At 73.2% G+C, this 16,575-nt stretch carries 15 protein-coding genes; 3 read left to right on the forward strand and 12 right to left on the reverse strand.

Annotated features, from left to right (window positions below; translation table 11 throughout):
- Positions 1–126: 126 nt before the first annotated feature.
- The 4 genes from NRK68_RS13920 to rsmI form a co-directional block, all read right to left on the reverse strand.
- Complete coding sequence (locus NRK68_RS13920) at positions 127–1,683, reverse strand: resuscitation-promoting factor (RefSeq protein WP_257855896.1); 1,557 nt, start codon at positions 1,681–1,683, stop codon at positions 127–129.
- Positions 1,684–1,800: 117 nt separating this feature from the next.
- Complete coding sequence (locus NRK68_RS13925) at positions 1,801–2,682, reverse strand: TatD family hydrolase (protein ID WP_257855897.1); 882 nt, start codon at positions 2,680–2,682, stop codon at positions 1,801–1,803.
- Between the two features lie 10 nt (positions 2,683–2,692).
- On the reverse strand, positions 2,693–3,187 hold the full coding sequence (locus NRK68_RS13930) for a hypothetical protein (protein ID WP_373023535.1): 495 nt from the start codon (positions 3,185–3,187) through the stop codon (positions 2,693–2,695).
- Between the two features lie 160 nt (positions 3,188–3,347).
- A complete protein-coding gene (rsmI, locus tag NRK68_RS13935; protein WP_257855898.1) occupies positions 3,348–4,244 on the reverse strand; it encodes a 16S rRNA (cytidine(1402)-2'-O)-methyltransferase in 897 nt (298 codons plus the stop codon).
- Between the two features lie 78 nt (positions 4,245–4,322).
- On the opposite strand from rsmI, the gene NRK68_RS13940 reads away from it, so the two are divergent.
- On the forward strand, positions 4,323–6,092 hold the full coding sequence (locus tag NRK68_RS13940; RefSeq protein WP_183069117.1) for a dolichyl-phosphate-mannose--protein mannosyltransferase: 1,770 nt from the start codon (positions 4,323–4,325) through the stop codon (positions 6,090–6,092).
- Between the two features lie 62 nt (positions 6,093–6,154).
- Here the strand turns inward: NRK68_RS13940 and NRK68_RS13945 are convergent, their stop codons facing one another.
- Entirely contained in the window at positions 6,155–6,418 is a 264-nt protein-coding gene (locus tag NRK68_RS13945) for a hypothetical protein (protein WP_183069116.1), read from the reverse strand.
- 179 nt (positions 6,419–6,597) lie between these two features.
- Positions 6,598–7,140 (reverse strand): GNAT family N-acetyltransferase, encoded by a 543-nt coding sequence (locus tag NRK68_RS13950; protein WP_257855899.1) that lies wholly within the window; start codon positions 7,138–7,140, stop codon positions 6,598–6,600.
- 148 nt (positions 7,141–7,288) lie between these two features.
- On the opposite strand from NRK68_RS13950, the gene NRK68_RS13955 reads away from it, so the two are divergent.
- Positions 7,289–8,923 carry a penicillin-binding transpeptidase domain-containing protein gene (locus NRK68_RS13955; protein WP_183069114.1) on the forward strand — a complete coding sequence of 545 codons (1,635 nt, stop codon included), beginning with the start codon at positions 7,289–7,291 and terminating at the stop codon, positions 8,921–8,923.
- Between the two features lie 132 nt (positions 8,924–9,055).
- Here NRK68_RS13955 and NRK68_RS13960 read toward each other — a convergent pair whose 3' ends face one another.
- The 4 genes from NRK68_RS13960 to NRK68_RS13975 are packed head-to-tail and all read right to left on the reverse strand — an operon-like array spanning position 9,056 to position 12,866.
- Positions 9,056–10,219, reverse strand: coding sequence for a serine hydrolase domain-containing protein (locus NRK68_RS13960; RefSeq protein ID WP_183069113.1), 1,164 nt, complete (start codon positions 10,217–10,219; stop codon positions 9,056–9,058).
- 28 nt (positions 10,220–10,247) lie between these two features.
- Complete coding sequence (locus tag NRK68_RS13965) at positions 10,248–11,045, reverse strand: energy-coupling factor ABC transporter ATP-binding protein (protein WP_257855900.1); 798 nt, start codon at positions 11,043–11,045, stop codon at positions 10,248–10,250.
- The gene (cbiQ, locus tag NRK68_RS13970; protein ID WP_183069111.1) at positions 11,033–11,794 is read right to left on the reverse strand and encodes a cobalt ECF transporter T component CbiQ; all 762 of its coding nucleotides are present in this window, start codon (positions 11,792–11,794) and stop codon (positions 11,033–11,035) included. The genes NRK68_RS13965 and cbiQ overlap by 13 nt, the downstream gene beginning before the upstream one ends.
- 1 nt (position 11,795) lies before the next feature.
- A complete protein-coding gene (locus tag NRK68_RS13975) occupies positions 11,796–12,866 on the reverse strand; it encodes an energy-coupling factor ABC transporter permease (RefSeq protein ID WP_183069110.1) in 1,071 nt (356 codons plus the stop codon).
- 168 nt (positions 12,867–13,034) lie between these two features.
- On the opposite strand from NRK68_RS13975, the gene NRK68_RS13980 reads away from it, so the two are divergent.
- Positions 13,035–13,439 (forward strand): SsgA family sporulation/cell division regulator, encoded by a 405-nt coding sequence (locus NRK68_RS13980; RefSeq protein ID WP_183069109.1) that lies wholly within the window; start codon positions 13,035–13,037, stop codon positions 13,437–13,439.
- 128 nt (positions 13,440–13,567) lie between these two features.
- Here NRK68_RS13980 and NRK68_RS13985 read toward each other — a convergent pair whose 3' ends face one another.
- Together NRK68_RS13985 and NRK68_RS13990 are read right to left on the reverse strand one after the other, a co-directional pair.
- The gene (locus NRK68_RS13985) at positions 13,568–15,769 is read right to left on the reverse strand and encodes an MMPL family transporter (RefSeq protein ID WP_183069108.1); all 2,202 of its coding nucleotides are present in this window, start codon (positions 15,767–15,769) and stop codon (positions 13,568–13,570) included.
- Positions 15,770–15,896: 127 nt separating this feature from the next.
- On the reverse strand, positions 15,897–16,487 hold the full coding sequence (locus NRK68_RS13990) for a TetR/AcrR family transcriptional regulator (protein WP_030027812.1): 591 nt from the start codon (positions 16,485–16,487) through the stop codon (positions 15,897–15,899).
- Positions 16,488–16,575 lie beyond the last annotated feature (88 nt).

The raw sequence follows: 16,575 nt of genomic DNA on the forward strand, positions 1-16,575 counted from the left end.
GTCTCAGATCGGCGGACCGGTCCCGACGACGACGTGAACCTCCGGCGCCGGACGCGGGCCTCCGGCGCCGGACGCGGGCCTCCGGTGCCGGACGCGGGCCTCCGGTGCCGGACACGGGCCCGCGGCCTACGAGGTGAGCCTGCGGCCGCAGTGGGGCCACGGGCTCGCGCCCCGCTGCACGTAGAGCTTCTTCGCCCGGTACGTCTGTTCCGCGGCCGGGGCGTCCTGGGGGCGGCCGCTCCCGCCGAGGCCCTGCCAGGTGCGGACGTCGAACTGGTACAGGCCGCCGTACGTCCCCGAGGCGTCGGTGGCGGAGGGCCGGCCCCCGGACTCGCACTGGGCGAGGGCCGCCCAGTTGAGGCCGTCCGCACCGGCGACGGAGCTCGGCAGCGGCCTGGTACCGACCCTGACCAGCTGGGTGACGGGCTCGCGCACCACCTCGTCGGCGATCGCGCGGGGCTTCTGCCGGACCCCGTTGACGGTGCGCAGGCTGTAGGTGACCCTGCGCGCCCCGGGCCGGCCGGCGCGCTCGACGACCTCGATTCCGGCGAACAGTTCGGCGTCCCTGATCTTCTCGGTCCCGAAGGGGATGCGCTCCTCTCGGACCTCGCGGGTGCCGGTGATCCGGAGCACGGTGACGGTCTGCCCGTCGCGCGGGAAGTCGGTGGGCGGTACGGAGGTGGTGTCCTGGCCCTGGAGGGTGATGCCCGCCTGGTCGAGGGCCTCCTGGACGGTGGCGGCGTTGGTGCGGATGGTGCGCTCGCGGCCGTCGGCCATGAAGGTGACGCTGCGCTCGGTACGGACGCTGAGGGCCAGGCCGGCGCGCGGTACGGGGGCGGTGCGCGGGGCGGAGAGGTAGGCGCCCTCGGCGCGGATGCCGAACTGGCGCAGGGCGCCGTCGACGGTGCGGGCGGTGGTCCACACCTGGCGCTGCTGGCCGTCGAGGGTCAGCCGCAGGGGGCGGCCGTAGCGGAGGACGACCTCCTCGCCGTCGTCGAGGGGTTCGCCGGGGGCGGGGGCGACGAGGTCGTGGGGGCCGACGTCGAGGCCTTCCGCGGCGAGGAGTTCCTCGACGTCACCGGCGAAGGTGTGCAGTTCCCTGGGAACACCGTCGACGGTGAGGCGTACCGATTTGTCAGCGGCGACGAACGCGGTCGTACCGCCGGCGAGGAAGGCCACGACCAGGGCCTGCGGCACGATCCGCCGCCAGTTCCCGGCGGGGACGGCGGGGCCGATGAGCACGGGCACCGCGGCCCGGCGGCGGCCGTGGCCCGCCCCGGCGGGCGCGGGGACGGCCGGTTCGGCGGGGCCGCGGCGCCGGCCGGTGCCGGCGGGGGGCTCCTCGACGGCGGTACGGCCGCGGGCGCGGCGGCCCGGGGCGGGCGCCCCGGCGTCGGCGAGGGTCGGGGTCGGGGTCGGGGCGGGTGCGCGGCGGCGGCCCGTCCCCGGGGCGGCGGCCGGTCCGGGCCGTTCCCCGTCCCGGACCTCGGCGTCCGCGGCGCGCCGGCGGCGTCCGGCCCGCCGGTCCTCGGCTCGCGGGCCTGGCACGGGGACGGGGACGGCCAGGGCGGGTTCGGTGTCCCAGGACGACAGCCCGGGGTCGGTGGACCGGGCCGGGGGTTCGCCCCCGTACGCCTCGGGGACGGGAGCGCCCCGGCGGTGGCTGCCCTGCGTATCGCTCACGACGCTCGCTCCCCTGGTGGTCCGGCACCCGCTGGTTGGGGCACGGCACCCTAGCGGAGGACCGGTCACGGAACAAAGTCGTACGATTACTCTGTGTGCCGCCGGGGCGGGGGGCGGTCAGTAGTCGAAGGCGCGGGCGGTGTTGGCCGCCAGGGCGGTGGCCATCGCGTCCTCGTCGATCCCGCGGACCGCGGCCATCGCGCGGACCGTCAGCGGGATGAGGTACGGCGCGTTGGGCCGTCCGCGGTACGGCGCGGGGGTCAGGTAGGGCGCGTCGGTCTCCACGAGGACCAGTTCCAGCGGGGCCACCGCCAGCGCCTCGCGCAGCGGCGCGGCGTTCTTGAAGGTGACGGTGCCGGCGAAGGACATGTAGTAGCCGGCGGCGGCGCACTCGCGGGCCAGGTCGGCGTCTCCGGAGTAGCAGTGGAAGACGGTCCGCTCGGGGGCGCCCTCCTCGCGCAGCACGCGCAGCACGTCGGCGTGGGCGTCGCGGTCGTGGATGACGAGGGCCTTGCCCTGCCGCTTGGCGATCTCGATGTGGGCGCGGAAGGAGCGCTCCTGCGCGGCCATGCCCTCCGGGCCGGTGCGGAAGTAGTCCAGGCCGGTCTCGCCGACCGCCTTGACGTGGTCGAGGGCGGCGAGCGCCTCGATCTCCGCGAGGGCCTCGTCGAGGGCGGCGTCGCCGCCGCCGGGCCGGGCGCCCTGGCGGGACCAGCCGTCCGGGTCCCCGAGGACGATGCGCGGGGCTTCGTTGGGGTGCAGGGCGACGGCCGCGTGGACGTTGTCGTACCGGGCCGCGGTCTCGGCGGCCCACCGGGAGCCCTTCACGTCGCAGCCGACCTGGACGACGGTGGTCACGCCGACCGAGGCGGCCTTGGCGAGGCCCTCCTCGACGGTCCCCGACTGCATGTCCAGGTGGGTGTGCGAGTCCGCCACCGCCACCCGGAGGGGTTCGGGCAGCGGCGGCGGTGCGTCCTTGGAGGCGGAGGAAGGGCTCATGGGGCCGATCTTATGACCGGCGGAAGAACCCCATCAGCCGGGAGATCGGGCCCCCGCGCTTCTCGGCCTCGCTGATGGCGACGGGTCCGGGGCCTTCGTGGACTTCGGCGGCCCCGCGGGGCTTCGGGGTGCGCGGGACGTTCGCGCCGGCCGGCACCGGTCCGGCGATCCCGGGGGCGATGCGGTGGTGGTAGAGGTGGTCGATCATGCCGAGGACCGAGGAGACCTGGCCGGCCCGCATGATCCGCACGACGTGCCCGCCGCAGTTCAGGCAGGTCGGGTTGGACAGCGGGGAGGGCACCCGCTCGCCGTCGACCGTGTACATGATGAACGGCTCGCCGCGGCCGTCGACGTGGTGCTCGATCCGGTAGCCCTGCTCCCAGGCGTATCCGCAGCGCATGCACGCGAAGGAGTACGCCTCCTGCACGGTCTGCACGTCGGGGCTGGAGAAACGTGCGGATGCCGCGGGCTGGACCGGTACCGGGGTGTCTGCGATCTCACTCATGCCAGCTCCTCTTGTTCCACTGGTGCCATTGCCAGTGGACGCCTCTTCGGGCGGGAGCGCATCAGGTCCTGTCCAGTGTTGGACGGCCTTTGGCCGAGTCATGCCCAAAGCGCCCGGCGCACGGTCTGAGCTTTGCCTTTCAGGTTAGCTCTTTACCGGGTCATGGCGCCTTTCGTGCCGCATTCTTTGCCGCCACGACGGCGTCGAAGACGTCGCGCTTGGGTACGCCGGCCTCGGCCGCGACCGCCGCGATGGCCTCCTTGCGGCGCTCTCCCGCTTCCTCGCGCACCCGGACCCGGCGCACGAGTTCCTCGTCGTCCACGTCGCCGGGGCCGGCCGCCGGGGCGCCCTCCACCACGACGGTGATCTCGCCGCGTACGCCCTCCGCGGCCCAGGCGGCGAGTTCGCCGAGCCCTCCGCGCTTGACCTCCTCGTAGGTCTTCGTGAGCTCGCGGCAGACCGCGGCCCGCCGCTCGGCGCCGAAGACCTCGGCCATCGCGGCCAGGGTGTCGTCGAGCCGGTGCGGGGCCTCGAAGTAGACGAGCGTGCGGCGCTCGCCCTCGACCTCGCGGAGCCGGCCGAGGCGCTCGCCGGCCTTGCGCGGCAGGAAGCCCTCGAAGCAGAACCGGTCCACCGGCAGCCCGGACAGCGCGAGCGCGGTGAGCACGGCGGACGGCCCGGGGACCGCGGTGACCTTGATGTCCTTCTCCACGGCGGCGGCGACCAGCCGGTAGCCGGGGTCGGAGACGGACGGCATGCCCGCGTCGGTCACGAGCAGCACGCGGGCCCCGCCGGCCAGGGCCTCGACCAGTTCCGGGGTGCGGGCCGACTCGTTGCCCTCGAAGTACGACAGGACGCGCCCGGTGGTGTGCACGCCGAGCCCCTGGGTCAGCCGGCGCAGCCGCCGGGTGTCCTCGGCGGCGACGACATCGGCCCGCTCCAGTTCCGCCGCCAGTCGCGGCGGGGCGTCGGCGAGGTCGCCGATGGGGGTGCCGGCAAGGACGAGGACGCCTGCCGAGGAGGTGGGCTCGGTACCGCGGGGCTGGTCAGTTGTCACCCGCCCATCCTCTCAGTCCCGCGGCCCGTCACCCCACGCCACTGGGGCGCACACAGATCTCTTCCCTACGATGTGCCGGTGACCAGTACCGCGACGCCGCCGCCCAGCCCCGCGGGGGCCCTGCCCGCCGAGGCTGCGGGCGGCGAAGAAGAGCCGACCACCTGGCTGCGCCGCCTGCGCGGCTTCGGCTACGCGCCGGCCGCCGGCGCGTCGCCCCGCGTGGACGTCCGCACCCGCCTGGTGCCCCCGTACACGAAGCCGTCCCGGCAGCTGTGGATGACCTTCGGGCTGCCACCGGAGGTGTGGGGGACCTGGCAGCGCATCGTGTCGTGGCTCGGGCCGCTGCTGGTGGCGCTGGTCGCGGGCGTGCTGCGGTTCGTGCACCTGGGCAGCCCGAAGGCGGTGATATTCGACGAGACGTACTACGCCAAGGACGCCTGGGCCACGATCAAGCAGGGCTATGAGGCGAACTGGCCCAAGGACATCGACAAGTCGATCCTCGCCAACCCGGACGGGGTCGCCCTGCCGGTGGACCCGGGCTATGTGGTGCACCCGCCGGTCGGCAAGTGGGTGATCGGGCTCGGCGAGTGGATGTTCGGCCTCACCCCCTTCGGCTGGCGGTTCATGACCGCCGTGCTCGGCACCCTGTCGGTGCTGATGCTGTGCCGGATCGGGCGGCGCCTCTTCCGCTCGACGTTCCTGGGCTGCCTGGCGGGCGCGCTGCTGGCGGTGGACGGCCTGCACCTGGTGATGAGCCGCACGGCCCTGCTCGACCTGGTGCTGATGTTCTTCGTGCTCGCCGCGTTCGGGGCGCTGCTCATCGACCGGGACCGGGCCAGGGCCCGGCTCGCGGACGCGCTGCCGGTGGACGAGGAGGGCCGGACCCGGCCCGACGCGAAGATCGCGGAAACGCTACGGCTGGGCGGGCGCCCGTACCGGATCCTGGCCGGTGTGTGCCTGGGTCTGGCGGCCGGCACGAAGTGGAACGGCTTCGTGATCCTGGCCTTCTTCGGCATCCTCACCGTGCTGTGGGACGCGGCCGCCCGGCGCACCGCCGGCGCGGGCACCCCGTACGCGGCGATGCTGCGCCGTGACGCGCTGCCCGCCTTCGTCTCCACGGTGCCGGTGGCGATCGTGACGTACGTGGCCTCCTGGTCGGGGTGGATCTTCAGCCCGGACAACGGCAAGGGCGGCTACCTGCGCGACTGGGCCGCCAAGCACGACCGGGACAGCTCGCTGTCGTTCCTGCCGGAGTGGGTGCGCAGCCTGTGGCATTACGAGACCGAGGTGTACAGCTTCCACGTCGGCCTGACCTCGGGGCACACCTACGAGTCCAACCCGTGGAGCTGGCTGGTGCTGGGCCGGCCCGTCTCGTACTTCTACGAGTCCCCCGAGCCGGGCGCCGACGGCTGCCCGGCGACGGCGGCCGGCAAGTGCGCCCGGGAGGTCCTGGCGCTGGGGACGCCGCTGCTGTGGTGGGCGGGCTGCTTCGCGCTGCTGTACGTGCTGTGGCGGTGGTTCTTCCGCCGTGACTGGCGGGCGGGCGCGATCGCGTGCGCGCTGGGCGCGGGTCTGCTGCCCTGGTTCAACTACCAGGAGCGGACGATCTTCTACTTCTACGCGGTGGTCTTCGTCCCGTACCTGTGCCTGGCGGTGGCGATGATGATCGGCGCCCTGCTGGGGCCCGCGGGGTCGACGGAACGCCGCCGCGCCCTGGGCGCGATCGGCGCGGGCGTGCTGGTCCTGCTGATCGTGTGGAACTTCATCTACTTCTGGCCGATCTACACGGGCCAGACCTTGCCCATGGACTCCTGGCGCGGCCGCATGTGGCTGGACACCTGGGTCTAGCAGGTGAAACGACGGGCCCGGCACCGGATGGTGCCGGGCCCTCGTGCGTTCGGGGTGCGGGGTCAACGGGAGGCTTCGCAGGCCGAGTTCGCCGCGTCCTTGCTCGCGCCGACCGCGGTGAGGCTGGAGACGCAGCTGGTCCGGTTGCCGATCTGGCCCTCGTAGCACGCCTCCGCGGCGCCGTCCGTGGCCTTCGGGGCGTGCTGGGCGACGTACTGCTCGCAGGCCTTCGCGTCCGCCTGTGCGGACGGGGCGGCGACGACGGCGCCGCCGACGGCGAGGGCCAGGCCGGCGAGGATGCTGGGGATACGAGCCGTCGGACGCATGCGGATGCACCTGCTCTCTCGGTCGGTCACGCGATCCGCGGATGCGCCGGACCACGGGCGGGGGCGGCGGCGCGGAGCGGGGACTCCGGGGCGGGCGACCGGCTCGACGCATCGGTCGCCCTCGCCCTTCCGACGCTAGAACACGGCCCCGGCGCCTGCACGTCGGCCGGCCGGGCCGCTCAGGCGGGCTCGTCGTCCCAGGCGGGGAGCGTGGTCGTGCCGGTGAGCCAGTCCCGTCGCAGGATCGCGTAGCCGACGGCGTCGTGGACGGTGCCGCCGTCGGCGGCGGGCCATCCGTCCCGGTAGTGGGCCTCCTTGACGTAGCCGCACCGCCGGAAGGTGCGGCGCATCGCCGTGTTGTCCCGGCGCGTGGTGCCCTCGATGCGCCGGATCCCCGGGAACTCGGCGAACAGGTACCCCGTGAGCCAGGCCAGGGCGTGGCCGCCGATGCCGCGGCCCCGGTAACGGGCGCGAATCCGCAGGTCGAACACGGGTGTGCTGTCGCCGAGGTCCATGAGGCGGACGAGTCCGAGGGCCTCGTCGCCGGCGGTGATCCAGAAGGTCCTGGTGTCGTCGCCGTCGAAGCGGCCGTCCGCGAGCCAGCGGCGGACGAGGTCGGCGTCGACCACGGCCGCGCCGTGGAAGGGCCAGGTGTCCGCGGTGAGGAAGGCGGCCAGGGCGTCGCCCTCGGCGGGGTCGAACCGCCGGTACGTGAGGTCCACGGGCGCACCTTAGGGGGCGGACCGGCGTGCGGTCTCCCGGATTTTCGTCCGGTAACCACCGCACACCGGCCGACTCCGCAGAGTAAGGTCAAAGCCAAGGACTCTTTGAACGCGTTCAGAGAGTCGTGGCCATGGGGGAGGACGAAAAGTGAACGGGGCAGCGAAAGGCGCCGTCATCGGCGGGGTGTTCCTGGCGATGGTCGGCGCGACCGGGTACGGGGTGTACGCCCTGGTCGGCGACAGCGGCAACGGATCGGAATCGGACACCTCCGTCCAGTCCGCCAAGGGCAGCGGCCCGGTCTCCGAGAAGGAGGCGGCCCAGGCCGCCAAGGCGTTCCTGGCGGCATGGGCGTCCGGGGACGAGCGGGGGGCGGCCGACCTGACCAACAACGCCGGGGCCGCGCAGACCGCGGTCGGCGAGTTCCGGACCAAGGCGTACGTGTCCAAGGCCGTGATCACCCCCGGCGAGGCGAACGGCACCACCGTTCCCTTCAAGGTCGAGGCGGAGATCACCTACGAGGGCACGACCAAGCCCCTGGTCTACGACTCCCAGCTCACGGTGGTACGCGGCCTGACCAGCGGCAAGCCCCTCGTCGACTGGCAGCCCTCGGTGATCCACCCGCAGCTCCAGAAGGACGAGAAGCTGCGCGCGGGCGCCCCCGCGAACCCGCCGGTGAAGGCCGTGGACCGCAACGGCGAGGAGCTGACGGCGGAGAAGTACCCCTCGCTGCGGCAGATCCTCGACGAGCTGCGCCAGAACTACGGCAGCAAGGCGGGCGGGAAGGCCGGCGCCGAGGTGTGGATCGAGCCGGCCGTGAAGGAGGCGCCCAAGCGGACCCTGCTGACGCTCGTCGAGGGCGAGCCGAGCACCCTGAAGACCTACCTGGACGCGAAGGTGCAGGCGGCGGCCGAGCAGGCGGTCGTCAAGTTCCCCGAGGCGTCGGTGGTCGCCGTCAAGCCGAGCAGCGGGCACATCCTGGCCGTCGCCAACCACCGCAAGGACGGCTTCAACGCGGCCATGCAGGGCAACCGGGCGCCGGGCTCCACGATGAAGATCGTGACAGGCGCGATGCTGCTGGACCGTGGCCTGGTGGCGGCCGGCAAGCCGGCGGAGTGCCCGAAGGAGGTGTCCTGGGGCGGCCGCGCCTTCCACAACCTGAAGAACTTCGACCTGCCGGCCGGCACGGACTTCGCGACCTCCTTCGCCCGGTCCTGCAACACCGCCTTCATCAAGCAGATCAAGCCCGTCGACGACGACTCCGCGCTGCCGGAGGAGGCCACGGAGGTCTTCGGCATCGGCCTGGACTGGAAGACGGGCGTCAGGTCCACCGACGGCAAGGTCCCGCCGGCGACGGGCGCGTCCGCGGCCGCCGCGTACATCGGGCAGGGCCGGATCACCATGAACCCGCTGAACGTCGCGTCCATCACCGCGACCGCCCGCACCGGCGTGTTCCGCCAGCCGCTGCTGGTCTCGGCCGAGCTGGACGGCCGGACGATCGCCACGGCCCAGCGCCGGATGAAGCCCTCCGTACAGCAGCAGCTCGTCTCCATGATGAAGCTGACGGCGACCAACGGCACCGCACGCGAGGCCATGGCCCCGGTGCGCGGCTCGGACAAGGGCGCCAAGACCGGCTCGGCGGAGGTCGGCGGTGCCGGGGACAGCCCGGACAGCTGGTTCACCGGTTTCAGCGGCGACATCGCCGCGGCCGCGATGGTCGAGGGCGGCGGCCACGGCGGCGAAGCGGCCGGCCCGATCGTCGCCGAGGTCCTGAACGCGGGCTGACGCCCGCCCGCACGCTCCCGCGAGGCGACCCGCCCGCCCGGCCGCCCGGCCGCGGCGGCCGCCGGGACCGCCCTGGCCGGCGTACGCGAGCGGCCGGAGCCGCCGGAGCAGCCGCAGTGGTCGGCCCGGCTCTCAGAGGGCCGACTTCAGGGCCCGCACCAGGGCCTGGGCCCGGGGGTCGGCGGTGACCGACTTGGCCAGGGCGTTGGTGACGTAGCCGAAGCCGATGCCGGCCTCCGGGTCCGCGAAGGCCAGGGAGCCGCCGCGGCCGGGGTGGCCGAAGGAGGCGGGCGAGAGCAGCGGCGAGGCCGGACCGTGCAGCATGTAGCCGGCGCCGAAGCGGGTGTTGACGACCAGGACCCGGTCCGGGCCCGCGGAGTGCTCCCGGGCGGCCAGCGAGGTGGTGGCCGGGGTGAAGATCCGCGCACCGTCCTCGACCACCCCGATCGTGGCCGCGTAGAAGCGGGCCAGGGCGCGGGCCGTGCCGATGCCGTTCGAGGCGGGGAGTTCGGCGGCCCGGTACGCGGGGGCGTTCTCGTCGGGCAGCGGGTCGATGGCGGCGAAGGCGCGGCGGGTCAGGGACGCGGGGTCGGCGTAGGCCTCGGAAACGTTCCTGCGCGGCCTGGTCCTCAGCATCCCGGCGCTCTCCGGCGGCTCGACCGGGGCCACCCGGCCCACCCGGCCGGCCTCGGCCTCGGCGTCCGGCAGGCCGATCCAGAAGTCCACGCCGAGCGGCTCGGCGATCTCCTCCGCCAGGACGCAGCCCAGCGTGCGTCCGGTCACCCGGAGCACCAGCTCGGACAGCAGCCAGCTGTAGGTCTGGGCGTGGTAGCCGTGCCCGGTCCCCGGCTCCCAGAAGGGGCGCTGCGCGGCGACCGCGCGGGGCCCGGACACCCCGTCCGCGGCCTCGGCGGCGGTCAGTCCCCGGTCCAGGGCCGGGACGCCCGCGCGGTGCGCGAGCAGGTCCCGTACGAGGACCTTCTCCTTGCCGCCCGCCTTGAACTCCGGCCAGTACGCGCCGACCGGCGCGTCCAGGTCGAGCAGCCCGCGCTGGTGCAGGAGCAGCGGGACGGCGGCGGCCACGCCCTTGGTGGCGGAGCGGACGACCTGCGCGGTGTCCTCGGTCCACGGTGCGGTGCCGTCGGCGTCCCTGGTGCCGCCCCACAGGTCGACGACCTTGCGGCCGTCCCGGTAGACGGCTACGGCCGCGCCCCGGTCCCCGAGCACCTCGAAGTTGCGTACGAACGCGTCCCTGACGGGCTCGAAGCCCGCCGTCACCACACCCTGGATGTCCACGTGCGGTGCAACAAACGGGGACCGGTGCTTATGCCACCGATACCGAACGCGGGTCGAAGCCGAAGGGGAGCTCCAGCCGGTGGGCCCGCATCAGCTTCTCGTCGCACAGCAGTTCCTGTGTGCGGCCGTCCGCCGCGATGACGCCCTCGCTGAGGATCACCGAGCGCGGGCACAGCTCCAGGGCGTAGGGCAGGTCGTGCGTCACCATCAGCACGGTGACGTCGAGGGAGCGCAGGATGTCGGCGAGCTCGCGGCGCGAGGCCGGGTCCAGGTTGGAGGAGGGTTCGTCCAGGACCAGGATCTCCGGCCGCATGGCCAGGACGGTCGCCACGGCCACCCGGCGGCGCTGCCCGAAGGAGAGGTGGTGCGGCGGCCGGTCGGCGAAGCCTGCCATGCCGACCTGGTCCAGGGCGGCCGCGACCCGCTCCTCCAGCTCGGCGCCCCGCAGGCCGGCCGCCGCCGGTCCGAAGGCCACGTCCTCGCGCACGGTCGGCATGAACAGCTGGTCGTCGGGGTCCTGGAAGACGATCCCGACCCGGCGCCGGATCTCGGCCAGGTTCCGCTTCTCCACCGGGAGGCCGGCCACGGCCACCGTGCCGACCCCGCCGGTGAGGATCCCGTTGAGGTGCAGCACGAGGGTGGTCTTGCCGGCGCCGTTGGGGCCCAGCAGGGCGACGCGCTCGCCGCGCCCGACGGTCAGGTCGACGCCGAACAGGGCCTGGTGGCCGTCCGGGTAGGCATACGCGAGGCCGGCGACTTCGAGCGAGGGGGCGGGTGGGAGAGCGGGCGACGGGGCGGGCGAGGGGGTACTGGTCACAGGGTCCATCCCATCAGACAGACGGCGAGGGCCGTCACCGGGAGCACGGCCGCGCAGGCCCACTGGCCTCGGGTGGCGACGGCCTCGTCGATGACCGGCATGGACCCGGTGTAGCCGCGGCTGACCATCGCCAGGTAGACCCGCTCGCCGCGTTCGTAGGAGCGGATGAACAGCGCGCCCGCCGTCTTCGCCAGCACGCCCCAGTGCCGGATTCCGCTCGCCTCGAAGCCGCGTGAGCGGCGGGCGACGGACATCCGGCGCAGCTCGTCGCCGATCACGTCGCCGTAGCGGATCATGAAGGAGGCGATCTGTACGAGCAGGGGCGGCAGCCTGAGCCGCTGCAGGCCCAGCAGCAGGGCCCGCAGCTCGGTCGTCGCGGCGAGCAGGACGGACGCGGCCACGCCGAGGGTTCCCTTGGCGAGGACGTTCCAGGCGCCCCACAGGCCGGAGACGCTGAGCGACATGCCGAGGACCTCGACGCGCTCGCCCTGGGCCACGAAGGGCATCAGTACGGCGAAGGCGACGAACGGGACCTCGATCAGCAGCCTGCGCAGCACCAGGCCCGCCGGGATCCGGGCCACGGCCGCGACCCCGGCGAGGAGCAGGGCGTACAGGCCGAAGGCCCACACCGCCTCCCGCGGTGTGGACACGACGACCAGGACGAAGCCGAAGGTCGCGGCGAGCTTGCAGTGCGGCGGCAGGGCGTGGACCGGCGAGGTGCCCGGGCGGTAGAGCCTGTGGGCGTGGCCGGCACCCATGTCAGGCGACCGGGGTGGCGGTGGAGCTGGCGGCGGTGGCGGCCGGCGCGTCCGTCGTGCGGCGGCGCACGGCCCAGAAGATGCCGGTGCCGGCGACGACGGTGACACCGACGCCGATGACCCCGGCGAGGCCGCCGGAGAGGCGGGCGTCCTCGACGTCCTTGACGCCGTAGTCGGCGAGCGGCGAGCCGGCGGCGGCGTGCTCCTCGGCCATCTGGTCGATGCCCTGGTCGGCGGCGACCTTCTCCAGGCCGTCGGGGTCGGCGGAGGCGTAGAAGGAGACGAACCCGGCGAGAACGAGCGCGGTGACCAGGCCGGTCGCCCACACCTTCTTCGTCGGGCGGCCGACGGCGGCGGACGCCCGGGCCGGGGCCGCGGCGGGCGCGTCGACGAGTGCGCCGTCGACGCGCAGCTTCAGCGGGACGGCCAGTCCGCGGGCCCCGTGCACCAGGTCGGGCCGTACGGCGATCACGGCGCCCACGGTCGCGGTGGTGATGAGGGCCTCGCCGATGCCGATGAGGACGTGTACGCCGACCATGGCGGTCAGCACCTTGCCGAGGGGCACGTCGGTGGTGCCGCCGACCGCGTAGACGGCGGTGAAGGCGGCGGCCGCGGCGGGCACCGAGAGCAGGGCGGCGGCGAATCCTGCGACGGTCACGGAGCGGCGGGTGCGCGGCAGGACGCCGAGGAGCCCGCGGAAGACCAGGTGCGCGGTGACGACGGTGACGACGCCCATGACGGTGATGTTCACGCCGAGGGCGGTGAGGCCGCCGTCGGCGAAGAGGATGCCCTGCATGAGCAGGACGACGGATACGCAGAGCACGCCGGTGTAGGGGCCGACGAGTATCGCGGCGAGCGCGCCGCCCATGAGGTGGCCGCTGGTGCCGGCGGCCACGGGGAAGTTCAGCATCTGGACGGCGAAGATGAAGGCGGCGACGAGTCCGGCGAGCGGCGCGGTCCGCTCGTCGAGCTCGCGGCGGGCTCCGCGGAGGCTGACAGCCACCGCCGCGGCCGCCGCCACTCCGGCGGCCACCGAGACGGGTGCGTTGATGAATCCGTCGGGCACATGCATGGAGTGGACTCCGCTTCATATACGGTCTTTAGCCGTTCAAGAATAGTGCCCAGTTGCAAACCGTTGGCAAGAGCGAGCACACCACAAAAAGCCGCGCGCACTTTCGTCGGAATGTGCGAGGCTGGAGAACAAACGGACGGATACGTTCCGATTCGAGGAGTCTGGTCGATGTCAGCCACCGCCGAGAATCTCCCAGCGACCGCGACCGCGGCCCCCGTCGAAGAGCGGGTCCGCGCCCGTGTGATCACGGACGACCCCCTCTACCGGGCGATCCCCGTTGCCCTGCGTTTCACCCCGGCCGAGCCGCTGGCCGTGCGGATCGTCTTCCCCGGCGGCCTGTCCCCCGAGGGCACCGACAACGAGTGGGTCTTCCCCCGGGCCCTGCTGGAGGCCGGCCTCCAGGCGCCGACGGGGACCGGGGACGTACGCGTCTGGCCCTGCGGCCGCGTCCAGGCGGTCGTCGAGTTCCACTCCCCCGAGGGCGTCGCGGTGGTCCAGTTCGACATCGCCGCGCTGCGCCGCTTCCTCCGGCGCACCTTCACCGCCTCCGCCCCCTCCGCCCCCACCCGGTAGGCGCCACGCGAGGGGCGCCACCCGACCGGCGCCACCCGTTCGGCGCAGAACGCGGGACGCAACGGGCCCGGCCCCGTACCCCCGGATGATCGGGGGTACGGGGCCGGGCCGTGTGCGGCGCCTGCCGGTCAGGCGTTGACCAGCTCGCGGTCCTTGTCCGGACCCTCGCCCTCCGCGGACTCGGTGGCGAGGTGCTTGCGCAGGCTCTCGCCCTCCACGTCCACGTTCGGCAGCATCCGGTCCAGCCACTCGGGCAGCCACCAGGCCTTGTGGCCGAGCAGGGCGAGCACCGCCGGGACGATGGCCATGCGGACCACGAAGGCGTCGAAGAAGACCGCGACGGCCAGGCCGAAGCCGATCATCTTGACCATCTGGTCGCTGGCTCCCAGGAAGCCGGCGAAGACGGCGATCATGATGACGGCGGCGGCCACGACGACCCGCGCGCTGTACTGGAAGCCGGTCACGACCGCCTGGCCCGGGCGCTCGCCGTGGACGTACGCCTCCCGCATGCGGGTGACGAGGAAGACCTCGTAGTCCATGGCCAGGCCGAAGACCACACCGACCATGAAGATCGGCATCATCGACATGATCGGACCGGTCTGCTCCACCCCGAAGACCGAGCCGAGCCAGCCCCACTGGAAGACCGCGACGACCGCGCCGAGGGCCGCGACGACCGAGAGCAGGAAGCCGAGGGCCGCCTTGAGCGGGACCAGGATCGAGCGGAAGACGAGCATCAGCAGCAGGAAGGCGAGGCCGACGACGAGAGCCAGGTAGGGCAGCAGCGCGTCGTTCATCTTCTGCGAGAAGTCGATGTTCATCGCGGTGGCGCCGGTGACGAGGACGTCGTCGCCGCTGCCGTCACGGATCTCGTGGACCAGTTCCTCGGTGTGCGTGGAGGACGGACGGTCCTTCGGGATGACGGTGATCACCGAGGCGTCGCCGGCCTCGTTGGGGGACGGCGGCATGACCGCGGCCACACCCTCCAGGCCCTTGATCCGGTCGACGGTGGAGTCCGCGAGGGCCTTGTTCCCGTCGACGACCACCATCAGCGGGCCGTTGAAGCCCGGGCCGAAGCCCTCGGACAGCAGGTCGTACGCCTGACGCTGGGTGGTGGAGACCGGCTGGGCGCCGTCGTCCGGCAGGCCCATCTCCAGCTTGCTCGCCGGGACGGCGACGACGCCGAGGCCGATCACACCGGCCAGCAGCACCATGACGGGACGGCGCAGGACGAAGCGGGCCCAGCGGGTGCCGCCGTTGGCCTTCTTCTCGGCGCCGGCCGGCTTGCCCTTGCCGAACAGCCTGCTCTTCTCGCCCGCGGGCAGGACCTTCCTGCCCGCGAAGCCGAGGATGGCCGGGACCAGGGTGAGTGCGACGAGCACGGCGATGACCACGGTGCCCGCGGCCGCCACGCCCATCTTGGTCAGCATCGGGATGTTGACGACGGCCAGGCCCACGAGGGCGATGACGACGGTCAGACCGGCGAAGACGACGGCGGATCCGGCGGTTCCGGTGGCCCGGCCGGCGGCCTCGTCGCGGTCGCGGCCCTCGGCGAGCTCCGCGCGGTAGCGGGAGACGATGAAGAGGGCGTAGTCGATACCGACCGCGAGGCCGATCATCGTGGCGAGGGTGGCGGTGGTGTTGCCGAGGTCCAGCACGTTGGCGAGCGCGGTGATGGAGGAGACGCCGATGCCGACACCGATGATCGCCGTCAGCAGCGGCAGACCCGCCGCGACCAGCGAGCCGAAGGTGATCACGAGGACGATCGCGGCGACGAGGATGCCGATGATCTCGCCGGAACCGGTCTCGGGGGCCACCATCAGCGCGTCACCGCCGATCTGGACATTCAGGCCCGCCGCCTTGGCGCCGTCGCCGGACTCCTTCAGCGCGTCACGGGTGGCGTCCTTCAGCTCCATGCCGCTGACGGTGTACTTGGCGCTGATGTAGGTGGTGGAGCCGTCCTGGCTGACCGCCTGCACCTCGTACGGGTTGACCACGGAGGCGATCTGCTCCGCGCCCGGACCGGTCTTCAGGTCATTGACGATCTTCTCGACCTCGGCCTTGGGGCCGGGGTCGGTGACCTTCGCACCCTCGGGGGCCTTGACGACGATGCGCGCGGTGGCGCCGTCGGCGGCCATGCCCGGGAACTTCTTGTCCAGCAGGTCGAAGGCCCGCTGGGCCTCCGTACCGGGTATCGAGAACGATCCGGAGGTCGGGGCGGCCGCGGAGGCGGCGCCGAAACCGGCGGCGAACAGCAGCGCCACCCAGAGGAGGGCGACGAGCCCGCGGCGCCTGAAGGCGCCCCGGCCGAGTCGGTAGAGGAAGGTGGCCACGTCGGTGGTTCTCCCGTTCAGGTCGTGGGATGGATCCGCAGGGATCAGGGCGTGGGGAGCCGGCCCGACGACGAGAGCGGCGTGTCAGGAGCAGCAGGGCGGCACGGGGTGCCGGGGACGGGGAGGTTCAGACGCCGAGGGCGGGGAAGACCACGGCGTCGATGAAGTCACCGAGGAACGCCCGGTCCACCGGTCGGTCCTCGATCAGCGGGAGCGCGATGAACGCCCCGATGAGCATGTGCGGTACGAAGCCCAGGGCCGGGCACCCCGGGGCGATCTCGCCCCGGTCCACCGCGCGCTGCAGCATCACCTGCAGCCCGGTGATCTCCGGGTCGACCAACAGGTCCCGCAGCGCCTTGTGGAGCTCCGGGCTCTCGTGGACGGCATGGGCCAGACCCCGCATCAGCGCGGTGTCCTTGGCCATCTGCGCGTCGTCCGAGTGCTCCACCATGAGCGCGAAGTCCCCGCGCAGGCTGCCCGTGTCGATCTCGCGCAGCGAGACGGGCTGCGTGCATCGCAGGGCCTTGGCGACCAGCTCCGGCTTGCTCCCCCACTGGCGGTAGAGGGTGGCCTTGCTGGACTTCGTACGGGCGGCGACCGCGTCCATGGTCAGCGCCTCGTAGCCGACGTCACGCAGGAGGTCGAGGACCGCCTCGTGCAGTTCGGCCTGCCGTTCGGGGGTGATCCGGCTGCGCCGGGCCGCCATCGCCTCGGTCATCTCCGTGCCTCCATCCGAACGAAACTGCTCCGTACGCTGAAGACGATACCCCTCCCGCGAGCGAAACGAAACCGTTCCGTTTCGATCG

The organism is Streptomyces yangpuensis, from assembly GCF_024666385.1.
In the GTDB taxonomy this organism is placed as follows: Bacteria; Actinomycetota; Actinomycetes; order Streptomycetales; family Streptomycetaceae; genus Streptomyces; species Streptomyces yangpuensis.

Coding starts and splice junctions, on each gene's coding strand:
- NRK68_RS13930 (WP_373023535.1), bottom strand. CDS start 3,187: ATGAGTGAGATCGCAGACACCCCGGTACCGGTCCAGCCCGCGGCATCC.
- cbiQ (WP_183069111.1), bottom strand. CDS start 11,794: ATGGGTGCCGGCCACGCCCACAGGCTCTACCGCCCGGGCACCTCGCCG.
- NRK68_RS13925 (WP_257855897.1), bottom strand. CDS start 2,682: ATGAGCCCTTCCTCCGCCTCCAAGGACGCACCGCCGCCGCTGCCCGAA.
- NRK68_RS13965 (WP_257855900.1), bottom strand. CDS start 11,045: ATGGACCCTGTGACCAGTACCCCCTCGCCCGCCCCGTCGCCCGCTCTC.
- NRK68_RS13945 (WP_183069116.1), bottom strand. CDS start 6,418: ATGCGTCCGACGGCTCGTATCCCCAGCATCCTCGCCGGCCTGGCCCTC.
- NRK68_RS13980 (WP_183069109.1), top strand. CDS start 13,035: ATGTCAGCCACCGCCGAGAATCTCCCAGCGACCGCGACCGCGGCCCCC.
- NRK68_RS13975 (WP_183069110.1), bottom strand. CDS start 12,866: ATGCATGTGCCCGACGGATTCATCAACGCACCCGTCTCGGTGGCCGCC.
- NRK68_RS13990 (WP_030027812.1), bottom strand. CDS start 16,487: ATGACCGAGGCGATGGCGGCCCGGCGCAGCCGGATCACCCCCGAACGG.